Source organism: Streptomyces sp. NBC_00358, assembly GCF_036099295.1.
Classification (GTDB): domain Bacteria; phylum Actinomycetota; class Actinomycetes; order Streptomycetales; family Streptomycetaceae; genus Streptomyces.
Genome location: NZ_CP107976.1, coordinates 5,468,998 through 5,490,365, shown reverse-complemented (window position 1 = coordinate 5,490,365; position 21,368 = coordinate 5,468,998). Strand labels below are relative to the sequence as shown.

The window sequence follows — 21,368 nt, the reverse complement described above, 5'->3', positions numbered from 1 at the left end:
ACCATGTCCGACTATTCGGAAAGCGACGCGCAGCGCCAGGTCTCGGACCTTGAGAAGAAGTCCGCGACCGCCGCTCGCCTGTTCGACATCCGCCGCATCATCGGCGGCCTGTTCGTGCTCTACGGGGTCATCGTCACCATCGCCGGCATCACGGCCTCCGACGCCGACCTCGACAAGGCGGGCGGCATCAACATCAACCTCTGGACCGGCCTCGGCATGCTCGCCCTCGGCCTGTTCTTCCTGGCCTGGCTGTGGCTGCGGCCGTTGCCGGTGACGGAGCCGGAGCCTCCGGCCGGGGACGAGGGTCCGTTGAAGTAACACCCTTGCGGGGGGGCCGGGGTTCACTGTGGGGACTCCGGCCCTGGCGGCTACTCGGGCTGCTCGGGGGTGAACAGGTCGGCCGGGTCGGTCACGTGGACGGCCCGCTCCGACCATGGCTTGAGCTGCTCCAGATCGGAGCACGCCTGTACGCGAAGCCGGACGGATTCGGACACCTGGATGCCGCGCAGCTCCAGGATCCTCAGGATCATCTCGATGCGATCCTCGATACGCCCTTCGTCCCTCAGCTGATCCGCGACCGGATTCTGGAAGAAGTAGTTCACCGGAGCCATCAGGTCCCTCCAAATCTCCTTCGCCTGGGAATCCACCAGGCGCCCCGACGTGATCAACGACCTACGCCGCGGCCAGGTCACACCACACGTACTTGCCGATGTCGCCGCCCTGCCGGAGTGGATGCCAGCCCCAGTCGTCGGCGCAGGCCCGCACCAGGACGAGACCCCGGCCCGCTTCCGCGTCGGCGGTGACGGACAGGTCGTGCGGCGGTGGCACCGGGCTCGCGTCCCAGGCGCCGATCCGGAGCACCCCGTCCCGCCAGTTCAGCCGCAGGGCCGCAGGCCCCTTCGTATGCCGTACGGCATTGGAGACCAGCTCCGCCGCCAGCAGCTCGGCGAGGTCCGCGAGGCGGATCAGGCCGTGCAGCGTCAGGATCAGACGGACGGTACGGCGGCAGACGGTCACCGCGCGGGCGTCATGGGGGATGTGAAGGGCGTAGGTCCAGGGTTCGGTTTCGGGCATGCGTGAACTCCGGTTCAGGTGTGGGGAGTCGAGAGTTCGCTGAGGGTGCGGGCGGTGGCAGTGTCACAGCCGCCGTGGCAGGACGGAGTGGTGCGCTTCCGGGCCCCCGGGGTTCCGCAGCGTGTGCGTCGCGTCACCGACGGTAGGGGTAAAATTTGGGCCCGCGCAAGCCGCTGCCGTAATCTTCCCCTCGAAGGAGTCACTGCCCCACGTCAGTTGGGGCGAGGGAGGAAGCCATGCCGCGCAGACGGCAGCCGACCGCACGCCAGGAGCGCCTGGGCATCGAACTGCGGAAACTGCGTGAGGCCGCAGGACTCAAGGCACGCGAGGCTGCCGCACTGGTCGGGTCCGACTCCGCCCAGATGAGCCAGATGGAGTCCGGCATCGCGGGCGTGAGCGAAGAGCGGGTACGCAGTCTCGCCGCTCACTACTCCTGCGCGGACGAGGAGTTGGTCGAGGCGCTGGTGGCGATGGTGACCGACCGGACACGCGGCTGGTGGGAGGAGTACCGGGGCCTGCTGCCCGCATCATTCCTGGATCTGTCCGAGTTGGAGCACCACGCCACCTACCGCTGGGACGTGGACTTCCTCCATGTCCCCGGCCTGCTCCAGACCGAGGATTACGCCCGCGGAATCCTCGGGTACCGGGTGCCCGAACTCCCCTCGCGGGAAATCGACTTGCGCGTCCGGCACCGACTGGAGCGGCGCGTCATCCTTGAAGGTCCCCAGTCGACCCCGTACGAAGCCGTGATCCACGAATCGGCACTGCGCATCCGGGTCGGTGACCGCTCCGCGGCGCGCGTTCAGCTCGCCCACATCCTGGAGTTCTCGGAAGCTGACCATGTGACCGTTCGTGTCATCCCGTTCGATCTGGACGGTTTCGCCGGCACCGACAGCGCCATGGTCTACGCGGGCGGCAGCGTACTCAAACTGGACACAGTCGTACGCGATTCGCCTCAGGGGGCCGGATTCATCGATTCCGAGGCCCAACTCGGCGCATTTCGAACACTTTTCCATAGAATGGAGGTCGCGGCACTCGACCCCGAGCGGTCGCGTGACTTCATCCGCAGGCTGGCGAAGGAGCTATGAGGCGTTCTATGAACACCCCCCTCAACTGGCAGAAGTCATCCTTCTCCGGCAGCGGTGACGGCAACGCATGCGTCGAACTCGCCGCCACCCCTCGCACGATCCACCTCCGCGAGAGCGACGCCCCCGCGACCCGTCTCTCGACCGCCCCCGGGCCCCTCGCCCAACTCCTCCACCACATAAAGTCCGGCGGACTCGACGTACCCGCGGTCTGAGCGACGGAGTCACGGCTGATCACGCCTCCGGTGGCGACCGGGCAGCCGGGTCGCCTCGTATCCGATCTGCGCGGAGAATGGGTACTCGGCGAGGTGGCGATGATGCCGACGTGGCGATTGCGGGACTTCCGCGACGACGATCTCGACCGTGCCATCCAGATCTGGGACCAGGACCGGCAGAGGGACGACGCGCCTCCCGTGTTCCCGGTGTCCGAGGTCATGGCCGCCGCCCGGACCGGCGGGCCCGCGGTGGTCGCGGTCGTCGGTGACGACCTGGTGGGCATGGCCGTGGCGCAGGCCCAGGGCGACCGGGCCTGGATCACGCTGGTGGCGCTCGCGGGGAACTGGCGCAGCCGTGGCATCGGGAGCGCCCTGATCGCCGAGCTGGAACGGCGGCTGCGCGAGCAGGGGATCCGCCGGATCGGCGCGCTGCTCGCCCCGGAGGCCACCGGCACCGCGGCCCTGGAGAACTCCGGCTACCGGACCCGCGAGGGGCTGGTCTACTACGAGAAGGTCGAGCATCTCGGCGCGAGCGACGCCGGTCTCCTCGCGGAACTCGGCGGGCGGGTCCAGCCCCAGGGACTGTGGGGTTCTCTCGCGGGGATGGAGCGGGAGAAGGAAGCCATCGAGCGGCGGATCGTGCTGCCGCTGGCCGAGCCCGCGCTGGCCGACCGGTACGGGGTGAGGCCGCCGAAGGCGGTCATCCTCTTCGGCCCGCCGGGCACCGGCAAGACCAGCTTCGCCAAGGCCGTCGCCTCCCGGCTGGAGTGGCCGTTCGTGGAACTCTTCCCCTCCCGGCTCGCCGCGGGAGCCGGGAGTCTGGCCACCTCGCTGCGGGAGACGTTCACCGACCTGGCCGGGCTGGAGACCGTTCTCCTGTTCATCGACGAAGTCGAGGAGATCGCCGGCGTACGGTCCGGCACGGCCGTCGACCCGGGCCACGGAGTCACCAACGAACTGCTCAAGCTGATCCCCGGCTTCCGCGATCACGACGACCGCCTGCTGATCTGCGCCACCAACTCCGTCCGCTCCCTCGATCCGGCGTTCCTGCGCCCCGGCCGGTTCGACTACGTCATCCCGGTCGGGCCCCCCGATCCGTCCGCCAGGGAAGCGATCTGGCGGCGCTACCTCGGCCCCGCCGCCGACGGGGTCGAGTTGCGCCGACTGGTGGCGGCCAGTGAGATGTTCACCCCCGCCGACATCGAGTTCGCCGCACTCAAGGGCTCCCAGGCCGCCTTCGAACGTGAGGTCACCGACCGCCGTGGCGCACCGGCCGACACCGAGGACTACCTCACCGCCATCGCCGACACCCGTCCCTCCCTCACCGCCCAGGCGCTCACCGAGTTCCGGGAGGACATCGAGCACCACGTCCGCATGTGATGCCGGGTTCTGCCCACCGGGAGGGGGAAGCTGACCCCCATGACCGACAAACTCACCGTCAGCGTCCTCGGTACCGGAATCATGGGGGCCGCGATGGCCCGTAATCTCGCGCGTGCCGGGCACCGTGTCCGGGTCTGGAACCGCAGCCGTGACAAGGCCGAGCCGCTGGCCGCCGACGGCGCGCACATCGCGGAGACCCCCGAGGAGGCCGTGCGGGGCGCCGATGTCGTCCTGACCATGCTGTACGACGGGCCCGCCACCCTCGACGTCATGCGCCGGGCGGCACCCGGACTGCGTGCCGGGGCCGCCTGGGCCCAGTGCACGACCGCCGGGACCGAGGCGATCGGGGAGCTCGCCGAGTTCGCCGACGCGCACGGGCTCGTCTTCTTCGACGCGCCCGTCCTCGGAACGCGCGCACCCGCCGAGGCCGGGCAGCTGACCGTGCTCGCCGCCGGTCCGGGCGCGGCCCGGGACGCCGTGACGCCCGTGTTCGACGCCGTGGGCGCCCGTACCGTGTGGACCGGTGAGGACGGCTCGGCGGGCAGCGCCACCCGGCTCAAGCTCGTCGCCAACAGCTGGGTGCTCGCCGCCACCGCCGCGACCGGCGAGGCCCTCGCCCTGGCCAAGGGCCTCGGCGTGGACCCGCGGGACTTCTTCGGCCTCATCGCCGGCGGCCCGCTCGACATGGGGTATCTGCACGCCAAGGCCGCCCTGGTCCTGGAGGACCGGCTGTCCCCGGCCAGCTTCGCCGTCACCACCGCCGAGAAGGACGCCCGCCTGATCGTGCGGGCGGGACAGCGGCACGGCGTCCGTCTCGACGTGGCCGAGGCCGCCGCCGAGCGCTTCGGCCGCGCCGCGGCCCTCGGCCACGGGAACGAGGACATGGCCGCCGCGTACTTCGCGAGCTTCGGGGAGGGGGAGCACCCCTCCCCGTAGACCCGTGGAACCGCGTAGACCCGCACCCCCGGTGGACCCGGTCCCGTGGCCCCGTGGAACCCGTACGCCTCAGAGGGAGTTGTCCGGACCCCCCTGAGGTGTCGGTGCCGGAATCGGGCCCGCTCGGTCCAGCAGCCCCGTGCGGGCCGCGAGTGCCGCCGCTTCGAGGCGGGAGCCCACGCCCAGTTTCATCAGGACCCGCTGGACATGGGTGCGGGCCGTGGACGGCGCGATGCCCATGCCGGCCGCGATGAGCCGGGTGTCCTCGCCGTCGGCGACCCGCACCAGGACCTCCACCTCGCGGGGTGTCAGCATCTGGAGCAGCCGCTGGCCCTCGTCGTCGGGCTGGGCGGCGGGGTTGAGCAGTTCGCTGAAGGCCCCCTGGAGCAGTTGCGGGGCCACGGCCGCCTCGCCCGCCCTCGCCTTCATGATCGCGCGCTCGACGCCCTCTATGCGTTCGTCATGGCGTACGTAGCCGGAGGCGCCGGCGGCGAACGCGGCGGCGATCCCGCGCGGGTTCGGCACCGGGCCGAGAACCAGGACCGCCACCTGCGGGCGCTCCCGTTTGATCCGCACCACCGGGTCGAAGATCCCCGGTTCGGCGGGTGTCGCCGTACCGATCAGGCACACCTCGGGTGCGCGTGTGATCACCAGCTCCGCCGCCCCCGCGGCCGGCGCCGCCGCGGCGAGCACCCGGTGCCCCCGCAGTTTCAGTGCCGAGGCCAACGCCTCCGCGAGCAGTCGGTGGTCGTCGACCACCATGAGCCGCACTCCCATCAGGCAACCCCCCAGTCCCCCCAAGCATCCCCACTGGTTCCCCGTGGATTAGGAGCCCCCCGGCTCTCCATCCCCCGGAAGCTACACGCTTGTTCGACATTGCGCTTCCCCTACTGGAGAGAAGTGCCCCGGAATATCGAAATCCCTCCCAATAGGGAGTGATGAGGGGTACGCGTGCGGCCCCGCCCCTGAGCAGGGGCGGGGCCGCACGCGATGTTCCGGCCCGAACGAATTCATTCGGAAAACGATCACCGCATTCTTACGAAGATGACCGCCTTACTTCGTTCCGAAGGCGATCGCCAGATACGCCTTGTCGCTCGCGGAGGTCGCCGTGCGCGCGTAGACCTGCGACATGTACAGCCGGCCGTCGCTGTAGAGGATCTCGGCGTATTCCGGGAGCATGCCGGCCTCCGCGTCACGCGTCGACTGGGTCGACGGGTTCTCCATCAGCTTGGTCTCCTTGAAGGAGGTCCCGTCGATCGTGACGATCTGCCCGCCCTTGTCGTACGGCGGCGCCTTGTACGCGAGGACGTTGGTGCCGTCCATGCGCAGCGGGGTGATGGTGTAGCCGTTGCCCGCGTCGGCGCGCTGGCCGGTCTGCTTCCCGGTGGCGAGGTCGAAGGCCACGATCTCGTTGGTCCGGGTGTAGTCGCCGCTGCCGTCGTGCTCCTCCGTCGGGATGTACAGCTTGTCCTTGCCGACGGCGATCCCGGAGCAGTACTCGATCCTGGTGATGCCGTCGCAGCGGGCCGCGTACGTCTTGCCGGGCGCCGAGATCCTCGACCGCAGCGTGCCGGTCTTGTTGTCGACGGAGAAGAAGTCCGAGATGCCGCTGCCGTCACCGGCGGAGTCGCCGACGTCGGCGGCCACGACCAGCGGGTCGGTGGAGACGACGCTCGCGTACTCGATGCCGGGCGACATCTTGTACTCGGAGATCACCTTCCCGGACTTCGGGTCGATGGTCTGGATGTGCAACTGGCGCGTACTGCCGTACTCACCGCACTTGCGGACCGCGACCAGCTTGGCGCCGCCGCCGTAACCGGAGTCGTAGCAGCTGTCGCCCTGCTTCGGCGCCCACAGCGGCTTGCCGGTGGAGATGTCGAAGGCGCCGCCGCCGCTGGTGCTGCCCGCGGCGACCGTGTTCGCGCTGACCGTCACGTTGTCGAGGTTGATCGGTTCGTCCGCGGACTTGATCGTCCGGGTCCACAGCTTCTTGCCGGCGTCGAGGTCGAGGGCGGCGAGCTGGCTGCACCCGTGCGAGGGGTGCGCCTTGGTGGGCATGGCCGGCTCGTAGATGATCGCCGTGCGGTCGGCGTCCGTGGTGTGCCGGCTGGCCTGGCACACCGGGCCGGGGAGCTTGATCGTCCAGGTCTTGGCGCCGGAGTCCGGGTCGTAGCCGTTGATCTCGGCGATGCCGGTCTTGGCGTACACCTTGTCGGTGAGCCAGGAGCCGACCGTGGTCACGCTCGTGATGTCCTTGGCCACCGCCGGCGCGGGGATCTGGAACAGCGGCCTGGAGCCGGTGTCGGCCGGCACCTTCTCCTCGCCGTTGGAACCCGTGGTGCCGCCGCCCTTGCTGTCACCGCCCTTGCCGCCGCTCGATTCCGCGGAGTTGTTCTTGTCGCCCTTGCCCTTGGAGTGCTGGGCGTACAGGACGCCGCCGCCGACGATCAGCGCGACGGCCACCACGGCCGCCACGATGATGACCACCTGGCTGTTGAACCTCCGCCCGCCGCCGCCTCCTTGCGGCGCCTGCGGCTGCATCGGCATGGTCGGCGGCTGCGGGTAGCCGTACGGGGGCTGGGGCTGGCCCGGATAGCCGTAACCCTGCTGGACCGGCGGCTGGGGCTGGCCCGGGTAGCCGTAGCCCGGCTGGGCGGGGGGCGGCGTCTGACCCGGGTAGCCGTAGCCCGGCTGGGCCGGGGGCGGCGTCTGGGGGTAGCCGTACGGCTGCTGCGGCGCGGCCGCGGGCTGAGCGGTCTGCGGGGGCGGGGGCGTCTGCGGGTAGCCGTAGCCGGGGCCCGGGGCGGGCGGCGGCGGAGTCGGTGCGCCGAAGCCGCCCGGGACGGGGTTCTCCCCGCTCGAACTCGGCTGCGAGCTCGGGGAAGGGTCCTGCGGGGGGCCGAAGCCCTTCGGAGGCTCGTTCGGTGGTGGCGGGGGCGGCTGGCTCATGACGTGAGTACCTCGGAAGAAGAAGGGACGGCGGGCCTGTGCGCGTGCGGGGCGCGACGGAACGGGGTTCGGGCGTCGGTCACTTGCCGTAGGCCAGCATCAGCTTCTCCTTCGCCTGGTCATTGCCCGTCAGCCGGGTCGTGGAGATGTAGAAGCGCCCGTCCACGTAGTCGACGGCCTTCGAGAAGAAGCCGGCCTCGATGTTCGCGGTGCCCTGCGGGTTCTGGAGCAGCTTGGTGAGGGGGTGGCTGCCGCCGCCCGTCGGAACCGACACGATGCGGCCGCCGCCGTCGTACGACGCCTCGACGTAGGCGATGAGGTGGGTGCCGTCCGTCTTCATCGGCATCATCGCCGAGTCCGCCGGGGACTTGACGCGCCACTTCTCCTTGCCGGTCGCCAGGCTGAACGCGATGACCTCGTTGGGGCCGCTCTTCGCCTCCGTCGGCAGGTAGAGCGTGTCTGCGTCGGCGACGGCGCCGAAGCAGCCGGTCAGGTCGCGGTCGAGGATCGCGAGGCCGCACTCGGGCGCCACGCCGTCGTCACTCTTGAGCTGTGAGCGCAGTTCGCCGTTGTCCTTCAGCACGGCGACACTCGCCGTCTTCTTCGCCGCGTTGGTCAGGTAGAGCACGACCGGGTCCACGGAATAGGCGCGGTCGATCCGCCAGCCCTTGGGGATCTTCCTCGTCCACCGGGTCCTGCCGGTGGCCGGGTCCAGTTCCTGCACCTCGTCGTGCTCGGTGGTGCTGCCGGCCCCGCAGGCCGAGACGGCCAGCAGCTTGGAGCCGCCCGCGAACCCCGCCGGGTAGCAGCTCGCGCCGTACTTCTGCTTGTCCCAGAGCTTCCTGCCGCTGGAGACGTCGTAGCCCGTTCCCGACATCGAGCGGCCCACCGTCAACGTGTGCCCGGTGATGGACAGTTCGACCGAGATCGTGCTGTCGAACAGGGTGCCGTCCGCGACCTTGCCGCTCCAGCCCTTGGCGCCGGTGTTCAGGTCGACCTGCTGGAGCTGGTTGCACTTGGCGCTGCTGGCGGAGCCGCTCATGTAGGCGATGACGACCTTGTCGTCGGCCGTCTTCTGCGGGGTGACCGCGCAGATCTTCTGCGGGAACGTCAGCGCGGGCCAAGCGGGCTTGCCGTCCTCGACGTCGAACGCGAAGAGCTGCTTGTACGCCGCCTTCACCGCCGCCTTGCCGGTGATCCACTGGCCGGGGGCGTCGGCGCCCGAACCGGGCGCGTCGGGTGCCGTCTTGTACCAGAGCACCTTCGACTCGCCCGCCTTGCGGCCCGCGTTCAGGTCGTCGCTGTCCTGGCCGCCGTCGCCGCTGCCGTCGCCGGGGTTGACCGGGTCGGCCGACGCGGACGCCGTCGGGCCGTGGCTAGGGCTCTGCCGCGCGACGGGCTTCTTCCCGTCGTCACCACCGCCGGTGACGGCCCATACGGTGCCGCCGACGACGAGCAGTCCGGCCACGGCGGCCGCGATGACGAGCGCGGGCCTGCCCTTGAACGGGTTCTTCGAGCCGCCGCCGGGAGCGCCGGGCGGCGGGGTGCCGGGCGCACCCGGGTACGGCGCCTGGGGCGGATACCCGTATCCCGGCTGCTGTCCGTATCCGGGGGATCCGGGCGGGCCGTACGGACCCGGCTGCTGAGGCTGCCCGTACGGGCCCGTCGGCTGGGGCTGCCCGTACGGACCCGGTTGCTGGGGCTGCCCGTACGGACCCGTCGGCTGGGGCTGGCCGTAGGGGCCGGGCTGCTGGGGGTATCCGTAGCCGGGCTGCGGGGGTCCGGCGGGCGGCGCCTGCGGGGGCGCGGGCGCCTGGGGCGGCTGCGCGGGAGGAGGGGGCGCGCCCTGCGCGCGCGGGTCCTGCGGCGCGCCGGGCGGCGCGCCCTGGGGTGCGCCGAAGCCACCCTGCGACCGCGGGTCCTGCCCGGCCCCGCCCGTCGGCGGCTGATCCTGCGGTGCTCCGAAACCGCCCTGCGGCGGCTGATTCGGTGGCTGACTCATCAGCGCATCCCCCTCTTCACTGATGTGGCGCCCCACCGGCGGCGCTGGATTCGCGCCCTTTCCGGTGGTTCTCAGACTGTTCTCAGACCGCTCTTTCTATCACTTTGGGGGGCGTGCGCAGGGGGCCGGTGCGCGCCCTGTTCCCAAGGGAGGACCGGGCTGTGATGCCGTCGTTACGCGCCTTCACGTGCCCTTCACGCCAGGCGGGCAAGGGCGGTTCCCCGCGGCGAGACCGCCGCGACGGGGGCGCCTCCCTCAACTCCGGGGCGCCCGGCGGGAATCACGCGCCTGGCAACGGGCCGTGCGCGCCGCGCAGGCGCGCCTGCCCGCGATGCCTCCGTGCCTCTGGGAGCACCGCGGGTCGGACGAGGGGCGTGCGCCCCTCGGTGTCACGCGTCTTCCGCCAGCTCCAGCCAGCGCATTTCCAGTTCCTCGCGCTCCCCCGCCAACTCGCGCAGTTCGGCATCGAGTTGTGCGACCTTGCCGAAGTCGGTGGCGTTGTCGGCGATCTGGGCGTGCAGCTTCGTCTCCTTGTCGGAGATCTTGTCCAGCTGGCGCTCGATCTTCTGGAGTTCCTTCTTGGCGGCGCGGGCGTCGGCGGAGGAAGCTGCCTTGACCGGGGCCGGGGCGGCGGCGAGGACGGCGGCCGCGGCCACCTCCTCCATCTTCTTGCGCCGCTCCAGGTACTCGTCGATCCCGCGCGGGAGCATCCGCAGGGTGGCGTCGCCGAGGAGCGCGAACACGTTGTCCGTGGTGCGCTCGATGAAGAAGCGGTCGTGGGAGATCACGATCATGGAGCCGGGCCAGCCGTCGAGGAGGTCCTCAAGCTGGGTGAGGGTCTCGATGTCGAGGTCGTTCGTCGGCTCGTCGAGGAAGAGGACGTTGGGCTCGTCCATCAGCAGGCGCAGGATCTGGAGGCGCCGTCGCTCACCACCGCTGAGGTCGCCGACCGGCGTCCACTGCTTCTCCTTGTTGAAGCCGAACGTCTCGCAGAGCTGGCCCGCGGTCATCTCGCGCCCCTTGCCGAGGTCGACACGGTCGCGGACCGACTGGACGGCCTGGAGGACCCGCCAGGTGGGGTCGAGTTCGGCGACCTCCTGGGAGAGGTAGGCGAGCTTGACGGTCTTGCCGGTGACGATCCGGCCGGCGGCGGGCTGCTGATCGCCGTCGCTGCGGGCGGCCTCGGCCAGGGCCCGCAGCAGGGAGGTCTTGCCCGCGCCGTTCACGCCGACGAGACCGACGCGGTCGCCGGGGCCGAGCTGCCAGGTCAGGTGCTTGAGCAGCACCTTGGGACCGGCCTGCACGGTCACGTCCTCCAGTTCGAAGACGGTCCTGCCGAGCCGCGAGTTGGCGAACTTCATGAGCTCGCTCTTGTCGCGGGGCGGCGGCACATCGGCGATCAGCTCGTTGGCGGCCTCGACGCGGAAGCGCGGCTTGGAGGTACGGGCGGGCGCCCCGCGGCGCAGCCACGCCAGCTCCTTGCGGACCAGGTTCTGCCGCTTGACCTCTTCGGTCGCGGCGATGCGCTCACGCTCGGCCCGGGCGAACACGTAGTCGGAGTAGCCGCCCTCGTACTCGTACACCGCGCCCTTCTGCACGTCCCACATCTGGGTGCAGACCTGGTCGAGGAACCACCGGTCGTGCGTCACGCAGACGAGGGCGGAACGGCGCTCGCGCAGGTGCTTGGCGAGCCAGGCGATGCCCTCGACGTCCAGGTGGTTGGTGGGCTCGTCGAGGATGATCAGGTCCTGCTCCTCGATGAGCAGCTTCGCCAGCGCGATACGGCGCCGCTCACCACCGGAGAGCGGCGCGATCACGGTGTCGAGGCCCTGCGGGAACCCGGGCAGATCGAGACCGCCGAAGAGCCCCGTCAGTACGTCCCTGATCTTGGCGTTGCCCGCCCACTCGTGGTCGGCCATGTCACGGATGACCTCGTGGCGGACCGTGGCCGTGGGATCGAGCGAGTCGTGCTGGGTCAGCACGCCGACGTTCAGGCCGCCGGAGTGGGTGACACGGCCGGTGTCGGGCTCCTCCAGCTTGGCGAGCATGCGGATCAGGGTGGTCTTGCCGTCACCGTTCCGGCCGACCACGCCGATCCGGTCGCCCTCGCTGACGCCGAGGGAGACTCCGTCGAGCAGTGCACGGGTGCCGTACACCTTGCTGACGGACTCGACATTGACCAGGTTGACGGCCATTTCTCTCCTGAACAAGGGGGACGATCGACCCTCAAGGGTAGTCCGCGCGGTGCGGGCGCCGAGCCGTGCCGTACGCGGAGCCGTCCCCGCCCGGTGTCCGTGGCGGCCGGGCCCCGGTGTCCGTGGTGGCCCCGCCCCCGTGTCCGCGCCGGCCCGGCGGGCGTCAGAGCACCGTCGCGCCGGGCGCCGGGCTCTGAGTGACGCGTGCCGAACGACAGGTGCCCGACGAGAGCAGGGCCTCGGCGATCGTCCTCGCCGATCCGGCGTCCGGGGCGAGGAACGCCGTGGTCGGGCCCGAACCGGAGACGAGCGCGGCCAGGGCGCCGGCCGCGCGGCCGACGGCCAGGGTGTCGGCCAGGGCCGGGAAGAGGGAGAGGGCCGCGGGCTGGAGGTCGTTGGAGACGGTGCGCGCGAGAGCGCCCGCGTCCCCCTTCGCCAGCGCGTCCAGCAGGTCCTGCGAGGCGACCGGCTCGGGAACCCGCACGCCCTCGTTCAACCGGTCGAACTCACGGAAGACCGCCGGGGTCGACAGTCCGCGTTCGGCCATCGCGAACACCCAGTGGAAGGTCCCGCCGACCTCCAGGACCCGCAACTGCTCGCCCCGCCCGACACCGAGCGCCGCGCCACCCACCAGGGAGAACGGCACGTCGCTTCCCAACTCGGCGCAGATCTCCAGGAGTTCGCCGCGCGAGGCGTTCGTGCCCCACAGCGCGTCGCAGGCGAGCAGCGCTCCGGCTCCGTCCGCGCTGCCGCCGGCCATGCCCCCGGCGACGGGGATGTCCTTGGCGATGTGGAGGTGGACGGCGGGGTCGATGCCGTACCGGCGGGCGAGTTCGAGGGCCGCGCGGGCCGCGAGGTTGGTCCGGTCGAGGGGCACCTGGCCGGCGTCCGGGCCCGCGCAGGTGACGCGCAGCTCGTCGGCGGGGGTGACGGTCACCTCGTCGTGGAGACCGACCGCGAGGAACACGTTGGCCAGGCCGTGGAAGCCGTCGGGGCGTGCGCCGCCGACCGCGAGCTGGACGTTGACCTTGGCAGGGACGCGTACCGTCACCGTCTCCGTCACGGCTGGGTCGACTCCTCGTTCTCGGCGTGCTCGGCGTGCTCGGCTTCCTCGGGGCGGTAGCGGCGGGCGTTCCTGGTGTCCGCGCCGCTCGCATCGCCCCGGTTCTCCGCGATCCGGGCGAACTCCTCGACCGTCAGGGACTCGCCGCGGGCCTGCGGAGAGACACCGGCGGCGACGAGCGCGGCCTCGGCGGCGGGGGCCGAACCGGCCCATCCGGCGAGGGCGGCGCGCAGGGTCTTGCGGCGCTGCGCGAAGGCCGCGTCCACGGCCGCGAACACGTCGCTCTTCCGGGCGGTCGTGGAGATCGGCTCGGCACGCCGGGTCAGCGACACGAGCCCGCTGTCGACGTTGGGCGCCGGCCAGAAGACATTGCGCCCGATGGACCCCGCCCGCCTCACCTCGGCGTACCAGTTCGCCTTCACGGACGGAACGCCGTACACCTTCGAACCGGGCGGGGCGGCGAGCCGGTCCGCGACCTCCGCCTGGACCATCACGAGGGTGCGCTCGATGGTCGGGAAGGTGTCCAGCATGTGCAGCAGGACGGGCACGGCGACGTTGTACGGGAGGTTCGCGACCAGCGCGGTCGGCGGCGGGCCCGGAAGCTCCCGGACCTGCATGGCGTCCGAGTGCACCAGCGCGAACCGGTCGGCCCGCTCCGGCATGCGCGCCGCCACGGTCGCCGGGAGCGCGCCCGCGAGGATGTCGTCGATCTCGACGGCGACGACCCGGTCCGCCGTCTCCAGCAGGCCGAGCGTCAGCGAACCGAGGCCGGGACCCACCTCCACGACCACGTCGTCGGGCCGCACCTGGGCGGTCCGCACGATGCGGCGCACCGTGTTCGCGTCGATGACGAAGTTCTGGCCGCGCTGCTTGGTGGGCCGCACGCCGAGGGCTGCCGCGAGTTCGCGGATCTCGGCGGGGCCCAGGAGGGCGTCGGAGGTGGGGCTGGTCACGAGCCAAGGGTACGGGGGGTCCGGCCTCAGCCGTGCAGCCGTGGCCCGCAGTGCGGCCAGGGACTCGTCCCCCGGCGCGCGTACAGCTTCTTCGCGCGCTGGGTCTGCTCCGCGGCCGGGGCGTCCTGGGGGCGCCCGCTGCCGCCGAGGGTGTGCCAGGTGTGGGCGTCGAACTGGTAGAGACCGCCGTACGTGCCGGACGGGTCCACCGCGCCGGGCCGGCCGCCGGACTCGCACGCGGCGAGGCCGGACCAGTTCAGGTGGTCGACGCCCCCGGCGGACGGGGGATGCGGCTTCGTCCCGACCCTGACGAGCTGGGCCTGCGGCCGGCTCACCACTTCGGACCCGACGAGGCGCGGCCGCTGCCGGACGCCGTTGACGGTGCGCAGCGTGTAGGTGATGCGCCGCGCACCGAAGCTGCCGGGGCGCTCGACGACCTCGGTGCCCTTGAACAGCGAGGAGTCCTCCGCCCGCAGCACCTCGTACGGGATCGGTACCTCGCGGACCTCCCTGGATCCGGTGACCCGCAGGACGGTGACCGTCTGCCCGTCCCGCGGGAAGCTCGCGGCCGGCACGGAGGTCATGTCCTGGCCGTGCAGGGTGATCCCCGCCTCCTCGACGGCCTCCCGCACGCTCGCGGCGTTGGTGCGGATCGTCCGGGCCCGGCCGTCGGCCATGATCGTGACCGCGCGTTCGGTCCGGACGTCGAGCGCGAGGCCCGCGTGGCCGATGCGCCGGGAGCGTGACGTCGACACGTACGCGCCCTCGGCGCGCACCCCCAGCTGGCTGAGCGCCCCTTCCACGGTGTGCGCCGTCGTCCACACCCTGCGCCACTCACCGTCGAGGGTGAGATGCACCGGGCGCCCGTGGCTCACCGCGACCTCGTCCCCGCTGCTCAGGGTCGTGCCGGGAGCGGGCGCCACCACGTCGTGCGCGCCGACTTTCACGCCTTCGTCGGCGAGCAGTTCCGTCACGTCGTCCGCGAACGTGTGCAGTGTGCGCGGTCTGCCGTCCACGCTGAGTTCGATCGCCTTGTCGCTGGCGACGAACGCCGAGGTGCCACCGGCCAGGAAGGCGACGACCAGTGCCTGCGGGAGCAGCCGGCGCAGGGTTTCGGGGCGCTCGACGGCTCGTTTGCGCCGGGCCGCGCGGCGCGCCTCGGCCCGCCCGCCCGTGCCGGGCCCCGCGTCCCGCCGGTCGCCGCCCCCGAAGCCGTCCGGCCCGCCCGCGCCGCCCCCCGCGGAGGGCACGGAGACCAGCGTGTCGGCCTGCCGGCGCGGCAGCCGGGGTTCGGTCGGCGCGTCGGACGCGACGCGCACACGGGGCACGCCGAACGTGCCGGGTGTTCCGGGCACGCCTGGCATGCCGGGTGCGCCGGCCGTCCCTCCCGGTGCACTGGACGGGCTGGACGCGCTGGGCGTACCCGGGGCGCCGGGTGCTCCCGGCGGGGCGGGCGGGTTCGGCACCGTGGGTCCGGTAAGGCGCGTCCCGTAGGCCGGGCGGTAGGGATCCGGGGCGCCCTGACCGTACGGCTCGTGGCGCGGGCTCTCCCCGTAGCCGTAATGGCCCGCGTAGCCGTAGTACGCCTCATGGCCGGAGTACGCCTCGTAGCCCGAACGGGCCGAGTAGGCCGGGTGGCCGGGGTACCCCTCGTAGCCGGGGGGCCGCCCGTGACCGGCGTACTCCCCGTCACCGGCGTACTCCCCGTGGCCGGGGCCGGGCACGACGGGCGCGCCGGGCACGTGGGGCGCACCGAGCGGGTCCCCCGCGGCGGGTGCCCCGGGCGTGCCGGGCGCGGGGGCCACGGCGGTCGCGCCGGTGACACCGATGACGACGGTGGTCGCCTCGGCGCCACCGGTCGGTCCATACGTCTCGTACTGCTCGTACCGCGAGCTGCTCACGACGACACGCTCCAGGGTCCGGATCGGGCGACCAGAACCTAGCGGAGCGGTCGTCACTCTCCCAAGCAACGCGACTACGCTGTGTCGCGACACTCCCTCGCGGAAGACCCGTGTCCGGCCGGGGAAAACCCCGGGAAGCGTTATAGGTCAGTAATCGAACGCCCGCGCGGTGTTGGCGGAGATCGAGGTCGCCAGCGTGTCCTCGTCGATCCCCCGCACCGCGGCCATGGCGCGCACCGTGACCGGAATGAGATACGGCGCGTTGGGCCGTCCGCGGTACGGCGCGGGGGTCAGGAAGGGCGCGTCGGTCTCCACGAGGACGAGTTCGAGCGGGGCCACGGCCAGCGCGTCGCGCAGCGGCTGGGCGTTCTTGAAGGTCATGTTGCCGGCGAAGGACATGAAGTAGCCGGCGCGGGCGCAGACCGCGGCCATGTCGGCGTCGCCGGAGTAGCAGTGGAACACGGTCCGGTCCGGGGCGCCTTCCTCCTCCAGGACGCGCAGGACGTCGGCGTGGGCGTCGCGGTCGTGGATGACCAGGGCCTTGCCGTGCCGCTTGGCGATCTCGATGTGGGCGCGGAAGGAGCGCTCCTGCGCCTCCTTGCCCTCGGGCCCGGTGCGGAAGAAGTCGAGTCCGGTCTCACCGACGCCCTTGACGTGCGGGAGGGCGGCGAGAGCGTCGATCTCCGCGAGCGCCTCGTCCAGCGCGGCGTCGCCGCCCGGCCCACGGGAGCCCTGCCGGGACCAGCCGTCGGGATCGCCGAGCACGATACGGGGCGCTTCGTTGGGGTGCAGGGCGACGGTGGCGTGGACGGCGTCGTACGCGGCCGCCGTCTCCGCCGCCCAGCGGGAGCCCTTCACGTCGCAGCCCACCTGGACGACCGTCGTCACTCCGACGGACGCGGCCTTGGCGAGGGCCTCCTCGACCGTGCCGGACTGCATGTCGAGGTGGGTGTGCGAGTCGGCCACGGGAACGCGCAGGGGCTCGGGGAGCGGAGGCGCGGCGTTCTTGTCGGGGGCGGCTGAAGCGGAGGAAGGCATGCCCCGATCCTACGAAGGGGGCATGCCCGGCCTCACCCCGCGGGGAGCCGGGAGGCCGTCCCGTGGGCCCCGCCCGGCACGGTCAGCCCGCCCGCCGGTGCTGGAACGGGTGCAGCAGGTCCGACAGATGCCAGTGGTGCGGTTCCTTCGGGGCGTCGGAGGACCCGGCCGGCGTCTCCCCCTCCGGGCCGTCCTCGGGCTGTCGCGGCACCGGACGGTGCGGGCGGTGCGGGCGGTGCGGGCGGTGCGTCATCGAGTGCATGGAGTCGAGGACGGAGGACACCTGACCGGCGCGCATGATGCGCACCACGTGGCTGTCGCAGTTCAGACAGGTGGGCCGGCTGAGAGGCGACGGCACGACGTGCCCGTTCGCCACGTACATCACGAACTCGGCGCCTTCCGCGTCGCGGTGATGCTCAATCTCGTAGGACTGTTCCCAGCCGTGCCCGCAGCGCATGCAGGCGAAGGAATACGATTCGTGAACGACTGCCGTCGCCGTGCCGCGATGCCCGGTCTGTTCGGTGACCTGACCAGCGGCGATACCGCCGGTCCGTCCTGCCATCTCACTCATGCCAGCTCCTCTTGTCCGCTGGACAAGCACCTCCGTCGACGGAATTCCCCCTGAATTCCGTCGATTCGCCGAAGGCGAGGGACGGGTACGTCCCTAAGTCCAGTGGACGCCTCTCCCGGCGCGAACGCATCCGGCCTGTCGAGTGTTGGAGGCGTCTTGGCCTTTCCTTGTCGGAAGGGTCCTGTTACGCGGCCTGATCTTTGCCTTTCGCCTTGGTCCTTTGCCCTTCTATGGGCCGCTTCGCGCCGCGTTCTTCGCCGCGACGACCGCGTCGAAGACGTCACGCTTGGGAATTCCGGCCTCCGCGGCGACGGCGGCGATGGCCTCCTTGCGCCGCTCCCCCGCCTCCTCGCGCACCTGCACCCTGCGCACGAGCTCGGCGGCGTCCAGTTCCTCGGCGCCCCGGTCGGGGGCACCCTCGACGACGACGGTGATCTCGCCGCGGACACCCTCGGCCGCCCAGGCGGCCAGTTCGCCGAGCGGGCCGCGCTTGACCTCCTCGTACGTCTTGGTCAGCTCGCGGCAGACGGCGGCGCGGCGCTGGGTGCCGAAGACCTCCGCCATGGCGGCGAGGGTGTCGTCGAGCCGGTGGGGCGCTTCGAAGTAGACGAGCGTCCGGCGCTCCTCGGCGACCTCCCGGAGCCGGGACAGCCGCTCGCCCGCCTTCCTGGGCAGGAAGCCCTCGAAGCAGAAGCGGTCGACGGGCAGACCGGACAGGGCGAGCGCGGTCAGCACGGCGGACGGGCCGGGTACCGCGGTGACCTTGATGTCCTTCTCGACCGCGGCCGCGACCAGCCGGTACCCGGGGTCCGACACGGACGGCATCCCGGCGTCGGTCACGAGCAGGACGCGCGCCCCGCCGACGAGCGCCTCGACGAGTTCCGGGGTCCGGGCGGCCTCGTTGCCCTCGAAGTACGACACGACACGCCCTGTCGTCTGGATGCCCAGGGCCTGGGTGAGCCGGCGCAGCCTGCGGGTGTCCTCCGCGGCGACGACATCGGCCCCGGTCAGTTCCGCGGCGAGCCGTGGCGGCGCGTCGGAGATGTCGCCGATGGGAGTGCCTGCCAACACAAGGATTCCTGTCACGGTTCCATCCTCGCAGGGGCACGGCCCGACAAGCCCATCCGACCGGAAGGGGCCCATGCACGGGACTCCCACAGACCTGTTCCCTACGATGGCGCGGTGACCAGTACCGCGTCCTCCACGGACACCCGGCAGGGCCAGGCCGCCGACATGCAGCGGCCGTCGTGGCAGCAGCGGCTGCGCCGATTCGGCTACACGGCGCCGCCCAGAAGTGATGTGCGCGACCGGCTCGTGCCGCCGTACGCCGAGCCAGGCCCCGGGATCTGGGCCGCGCTCGGGCTGCGTCAGGAGGTCGCCAACCGTTTCAACCGCTGGTCAGGGTGGGTGGGACCGCTTCTGGTGACCCTGCTCGCCGGGCTGCTGCGGTTCTGGAACCTGGGCAGTCCGAAGGCGGTGATATTCGACGAGACGTACTACGCGAAGGACGCCTGGGCGCTCATCCATCGTGGTTACGAGGTCAACTGGACCAAGGACGCCAACGATCTGATCCTCCAGAACAACGGGCATGTGCGGGTCCCGAGCGACGCCGCCTATGTCGTGCACCCGCCGGTCGGCAAGTACGTCATCGGGCTGGGCGAGTGGATGTTCGGGTTCAACCCGTTCGGCTGGCGCTTCATGACGGCGCTGCTCGGCACGCTGTCGGTGCTGCTGCTGTGCCGGATCGGACGGCGGCTGTTCCGTTCGACGTTCCTCGGCTGCCTCGCCGGCACGCTGATGGCGGTGGACGGTCTGCACTTCGTGATGAGCCGCACCTCGCTGCTCGACGGTGTGCTGATGTTCTTCGTGCTGGCGGCCTTCGGCTGCCTGGTCATCGACCGCGACAAGGCTCGGGCGAGACTGGCGGCGGCGCTGCCCACCGACGAGGACGGTGTCGTCCGCCCCGACGCGCACATCGCCGAGACGACCCGGCTGGGCTGGCGGCCCTGGCGCTGGACTGCGGGCCTGATGCTGGGCCTGGCCATCGGCACCAAGTGGAACGGGCTGTACGTCCTCGCCGCGTTCTGTGTGATGGCGGTCCTGTGGGACGTGGCCTCGCGCCGGGTCGCGGGCGCCCGGGAGCCCTATGTGGCGGTGCTCAAGCACGACCTGGGCCTGGCGTTCCTGGCGACGGTCCCGGTCGCCGTGGCCGTCTACCTGATCTCCTGGACCGGCTGGATCCTGTCGCCGGACAACGGCAAGGGCGGCTACTTCCGCAACTGGGCCGTGACCGACGGCAAGGGGGGCAACTGGACCTTCCTCCCGGACTGGCTGCGCAGCCTGTGGCACTACGAGCACGAGGTCTACAAGTTCCACGTCGGGCTGGTGTCGCCGCACACCTACCAGTCCAACCCGTGGAGCTGGCTCGTCCTCGGCCGCCCGGTCTCGTACTTCTACGAGTCCCCGCTGCCCGGCAAGGACGGCTGCCCCGCCGACGCGGGCGACAAGTGCGCCCGTGAGGTGCTGGCGCTCGGCACGCCCCTGCTGTGGTGGGCCGCCTGCTTCGCCCTCGCCTACGTGCTGTGGCGCTGGGCGTTCCGCCGCGACTGGCGGGCCGGCGCCATCGCCTGCGGCGTCGCGGCCGGCTACCTCCCCTGGTTCCACTACCAGGAGCGCACGATCTTCTTCTTCTACGCCGTCGTCTTCGTGCCGTTCCTGTGTCTCGCCGTCACGATGATGATCGCCGCGATCCTCGGCCCACCAGGCGCCGGAGAACGCCGCCGCGTGATCGGCGCGGCCGGAGCGGGCGTCCTGGTCCTCCTGATCGTCTGGAACTTCATCTACTTCTGGCCCCTGTACACGGGCACGGCGATCCCGATCGAACAGTGGCGGTCCCGGATGTGGCTGGACACCTGGGTCTAGCCGGGCGAATACACCGAGAGGGCGCGGCGGACCGCCGCGCCCTCTCGGTCGTCATGGGTCGTCACCGGCCCCCCGGACGGCCGGGGCGGTCACTGGGAGTTGTACGCCTTGACGCTGACCGCGGAGCCGGAGTACCTGGCCACCGCGCGGGTGGCGTCGCCGGTTACCTTGACGACGGTCGAACCGTGAGCCGGGACGCGGACCAGCGCTCCGATGGGGGTCACTGAGATCACTTGCTGTGTATCCCCCTGGGCCGGCTCGTCGTAGGCGATGTAGGCGACGCGGGCCGAAACCGGGAAGTCGTCGGTGTTCGTGACCCGCACGGCGGCGAAGCGGGAGAATCTGCTGACGGCGTGGCCGGCGGCGTCCAGGGGCCGGACACCCACCGCGTGGAGGCTGCCCCGGTTCTCAGCGGTGGTCACGCGGGTGACGGTGACGCGAACGTCGTAGACCTGGTGCTCGCCGGGCCCCGAGAAGCGCAGGATGTCGTAACCCCACCCGTAGGAGACCACCAGCCCGCCGCGGTCGCTGCCGAAGACGGTTCGGACCCGCACGCCCGGCAGCCGGTGATGGTGCCGGTCGAGCGCGGTGAACGCCAGTACAGGGACGATCGAGTACGGTTCGGCGTTGCTGATGGCCAGGGTCTGGTCGATCACTCCGGCGCCGATCTGCCGGTGATACGTGAACGTCAGCGAATTCCTGACAGCCGCGTCCTCGTCCTCCCTTCCGCCCTCCGCGGGACGGCACCCGACGATCAGCAGCATCGCTGACGCCGCCCAGACCCACGCCACAACCCGTCTTCGTCCCACGTCGCCCCTCCGCAGCCCGCGTCCGCACCCCCCGTACCCCCGGAGCGCCGTCGGAGCCTAGCCCGGCCCGGCGGCAGAAGTGATCATGAGTTGGCAAAAGAGGCAAGCGGCTCCGCTCGCACAACTCTGCCGCTAGAGCTGGGGAGTTGGCATCCATGAACATCGTTCACGGACATGGCTCGTCGCCTGGGGCTAACAATTCGGCGAAGGTCTGCACCACGAGCCCCACCCGCGCCTAGAGTGCAGGATGAACCGGCTTTTCTGAACGCGTTCAG

General features: G+C 71.4%; 19 protein-coding genes. 6 read left to right on the top strand and 13 right to left on the bottom strand.

All coding sequences use genetic code 11. From position 1 onward, the window contains the following. Positions 1 to 3 precede the first annotated feature (3 nt). Positions 4 to 318 carry a hypothetical protein gene (locus OHT01_RS23430; protein WP_328555088.1) on the top strand — a complete coding sequence of 105 codons (315 nt, stop codon included), beginning with the start codon at positions 4 to 6 and terminating at the stop codon, positions 316 to 318. A gap of 50 nt (positions 319 to 368) precedes the next feature. Here the strand turns inward: OHT01_RS23430 and OHT01_RS23425 are convergent, their stop codons facing one another. Both OHT01_RS23425 and OHT01_RS23420 read right to left on the bottom strand, forming a co-directional pair. Beyond that, positions 369 to 611, bottom strand: a complete 243-nt coding sequence (locus OHT01_RS23425) for a hypothetical protein (protein ID WP_328555087.1) — start codon at positions 609 to 611, stop codon at positions 369 to 371. A 61-nt stretch (positions 612 to 672) separates the two neighbouring features. Continuing rightward, a complete protein-coding gene (locus tag OHT01_RS23420) occupies positions 673 to 1,074 on the bottom strand; it encodes an ATP-binding protein (RefSeq protein WP_328555086.1) in 402 nt (133 codons plus the stop codon). Positions 1,075 to 1,310: 236 nt separating this feature from the next. Here OHT01_RS23420 and OHT01_RS23415 point away from each other — a divergent pair, with 236 nt between their 5' ends. From OHT01_RS23415 to OHT01_RS23400, 4 genes are all read left to right on the top strand, one after another. Beyond that, positions 1,311 to 2,162: a helix-turn-helix domain-containing protein gene (locus tag OHT01_RS23415; RefSeq protein WP_328555085.1), complete on the top strand. Its 852-nt coding sequence runs from the start codon at positions 1,311 to 1,313 to the stop codon at positions 2,160 to 2,162. Between the two features lie 8 nt (positions 2,163 to 2,170). Beyond that, positions 2,171 to 2,374, top strand: coding sequence for a DUF397 domain-containing protein (locus tag OHT01_RS23410; protein WP_328555084.1), 204 nt, complete (start codon positions 2,171 to 2,173; stop codon positions 2,372 to 2,374). Positions 2,375 to 2,476: 102 nt separating this feature from the next. Then, positions 2,477 to 3,754: an ATP-binding protein gene (locus OHT01_RS23405; protein ID WP_328558229.1), complete on the top strand. Its 1,278-nt coding sequence runs from the start codon at positions 2,477 to 2,479 to the stop codon at positions 3,752 to 3,754. Positions 3,755 to 3,793: 39 nt separating this feature from the next. Next, complete coding sequence (locus tag OHT01_RS23400) at positions 3,794 to 4,690, top strand: NAD(P)-dependent oxidoreductase (protein WP_328555083.1); 897 nt, start codon at positions 3,794 to 3,796, stop codon at positions 4,688 to 4,690. 69 nt (positions 4,691 to 4,759) lie between these two features. Here OHT01_RS23400 and OHT01_RS23395 read toward each other — a convergent pair whose 3' ends face one another. From OHT01_RS23395 to rsmI, 10 genes are all read right to left on the bottom strand, one after another. Next, positions 4,760 to 5,467 carry a helix-turn-helix transcriptional regulator gene (locus OHT01_RS23395; RefSeq protein WP_328555082.1) on the bottom strand — a complete coding sequence of 236 codons (708 nt, stop codon included), beginning with the start codon at positions 5,465 to 5,467 and terminating at the stop codon, positions 4,760 to 4,762. A 276-nt stretch (positions 5,468 to 5,743) separates the two neighbouring features. Further along, entirely contained in the window at positions 5,744 to 7,639 is a 1,896-nt protein-coding gene (locus OHT01_RS23390) for an outer membrane protein assembly factor BamB family protein (protein ID WP_328555081.1), read from the bottom strand. A 79-nt stretch (positions 7,640 to 7,718) separates the two neighbouring features. Then, positions 7,719 to 9,641 carry an outer membrane protein assembly factor BamB family protein gene (locus tag OHT01_RS23385; RefSeq protein WP_328555080.1) on the bottom strand — a complete coding sequence of 641 codons (1,923 nt, stop codon included), beginning with the start codon at positions 9,639 to 9,641 and terminating at the stop codon, positions 7,719 to 7,721. 389 nt (positions 9,642 to 10,030) lie between these two features. Next, positions 10,031 to 11,836 carry an ABC-F family ATP-binding cassette domain-containing protein gene (locus tag OHT01_RS23380; RefSeq protein WP_328555079.1) on the bottom strand — a complete coding sequence of 602 codons (1,806 nt, stop codon included), beginning with the start codon at positions 11,834 to 11,836 and terminating at the stop codon, positions 10,031 to 10,033. A gap of 163 nt (positions 11,837 to 11,999) precedes the next feature. Further along, positions 12,000 to 12,899: a 4-(cytidine 5'-diphospho)-2-C-methyl-D-erythritol kinase gene (locus OHT01_RS23375; RefSeq protein WP_328555078.1), complete on the bottom strand. Its 900-nt coding sequence runs from the start codon at positions 12,897 to 12,899 to the stop codon at positions 12,000 to 12,002. After that, complete coding sequence (rsmA, locus tag OHT01_RS23370) at positions 12,896 to 13,852, bottom strand: 16S rRNA (adenine(1518)-N(6)/adenine(1519)-N(6))-dimethyltransferase RsmA (protein ID WP_328555077.1); 957 nt, start codon at positions 13,850 to 13,852, stop codon at positions 12,896 to 12,898. Before rsmA ends, OHT01_RS23375 begins: the two co-directional genes overlap by 4 nt. Before the next feature lie 26 nt (positions 13,853 to 13,878). After that, entirely contained in the window at positions 13,879 to 15,216 is a 1,338-nt protein-coding gene (locus OHT01_RS23365; protein ID WP_328558228.1) for a ubiquitin-like domain-containing protein, read from the bottom strand. A gap of 684 nt (positions 15,217 to 15,900) precedes the next feature. Further along, positions 15,901 to 16,791, bottom strand: a complete 891-nt coding sequence (locus OHT01_RS23360; protein ID WP_328555076.1) for a TatD family hydrolase — start codon at positions 16,789 to 16,791, stop codon at positions 15,901 to 15,903. Between the two features lie 82 nt (positions 16,792 to 16,873). Further along, positions 16,874 to 17,362, bottom strand: a complete 489-nt coding sequence (locus OHT01_RS23355; protein WP_328555075.1) for a hypothetical protein — start codon at positions 17,360 to 17,362, stop codon at positions 16,874 to 16,876. A 228-nt stretch (positions 17,363 to 17,590) separates the two neighbouring features. Continuing rightward, complete coding sequence (rsmI, locus tag OHT01_RS23350) at positions 17,591 to 18,448, bottom strand: 16S rRNA (cytidine(1402)-2'-O)-methyltransferase (protein WP_328555074.1); 858 nt, start codon at positions 18,446 to 18,448, stop codon at positions 17,591 to 17,593. 96 nt (positions 18,449 to 18,544) lie between these two features. On the opposite strand from rsmI, the gene OHT01_RS23345 reads away from it, so the two are divergent. Further along, positions 18,545 to 20,284 carry a dolichyl-phosphate-mannose--protein mannosyltransferase gene (locus OHT01_RS23345; protein ID WP_328555073.1) on the top strand — a complete coding sequence of 580 codons (1,740 nt, stop codon included), beginning with the start codon at positions 18,545 to 18,547 and terminating at the stop codon, positions 20,282 to 20,284. 89 nt (positions 20,285 to 20,373) lie between these two features. Here OHT01_RS23345 and OHT01_RS23340 read toward each other — a convergent pair whose 3' ends face one another. Continuing rightward, entirely contained in the window at positions 20,374 to 21,048 is a 675-nt protein-coding gene (locus tag OHT01_RS23340) for a hypothetical protein (protein ID WP_328555072.1), read from the bottom strand. Between the last annotated feature and the right edge of the window lie 320 nt (positions 21,049 to 21,368).

Excerpts from the sequence above, each read along its gene's own strand:
- OHT01_RS23430 (WP_328555088.1), top strand. The coding sequence starts at position 4 with ATGTCCGACTATTCGGAAAGCGACGCGCAGCGCCAGGTCTCGGACCTT.
- OHT01_RS23425 (WP_328555087.1), bottom strand. The coding sequence starts at position 611 with ATGGCTCCGGTGAACTACTTCTTCCAGAATCCGGTCGCGGATCAGCTG.
- OHT01_RS23420 (WP_328555086.1), bottom strand. The coding sequence starts at position 1,074 with ATGCCCGAAACCGAACCCTGGACCTACGCCCTTCACATCCCCCATGAC.
- OHT01_RS23415 (WP_328555085.1), top strand. The coding sequence starts at position 1,311 with ATGCCGCGCAGACGGCAGCCGACCGCACGCCAGGAGCGCCTGGGCATC.
- OHT01_RS23410 (WP_328555084.1), top strand. The coding sequence starts at position 2,171 with ATGAACACCCCCCTCAACTGGCAGAAGTCATCCTTCTCCGGCAGCGGT.
- OHT01_RS23405 (WP_328558229.1), top strand. The coding sequence starts at position 2,477 with ATGCCGACGTGGCGATTGCGGGACTTCCGCGACGACGATCTCGACCGT.
- OHT01_RS23400 (WP_328555083.1), top strand. The coding sequence starts at position 3,794 with ATGACCGACAAACTCACCGTCAGCGTCCTCGGTACCGGAATCATGGGG.
- OHT01_RS23395 (WP_328555082.1), bottom strand. The coding sequence starts at position 5,467 with ATGGGAGTGCGGCTCATGGTGGTCGACGACCACCGACTGCTCGCGGAG.
- OHT01_RS23390 (WP_328555081.1), bottom strand. The coding sequence starts at position 7,639 with ATGAGCCAGCCGCCCCCGCCACCACCGAACGAGCCTCCGAAGGGCTTC.
- OHT01_RS23385 (WP_328555080.1), bottom strand. The coding sequence starts at position 9,641 with ATGAGTCAGCCACCGAATCAGCCGCCGCAGGGCGGTTTCGGAGCACCG.
- OHT01_RS23380 (WP_328555079.1), bottom strand. The coding sequence starts at position 11,836 with ATGGCCGTCAACCTGGTCAATGTCGAGTCCGTCAGCAAGGTGTACGGC.
- OHT01_RS23365 (WP_328558228.1), bottom strand. The coding sequence starts at position 15,216 with ATGCCAGGCGTGCCCGGAACACCCGGCACGTTCGGCGTGCCCCGTGTG.
- OHT01_RS23360 (WP_328555076.1), bottom strand. The coding sequence starts at position 16,791 with ATGCCTTCCTCCGCTTCAGCCGCCCCCGACAAGAACGCCGCGCCTCCG.
- OHT01_RS23355 (WP_328555075.1), bottom strand. The coding sequence starts at position 17,362 with ATGAGTGAGATGGCAGGACGGACCGGCGGTATCGCCGCTGGTCAGGTC.
- OHT01_RS23340 (WP_328555072.1), bottom strand. The coding sequence starts at position 21,048 with ATGCTGCTGATCGTCGGGTGCCGTCCCGCGGAGGGCGGAAGGGAGGAC.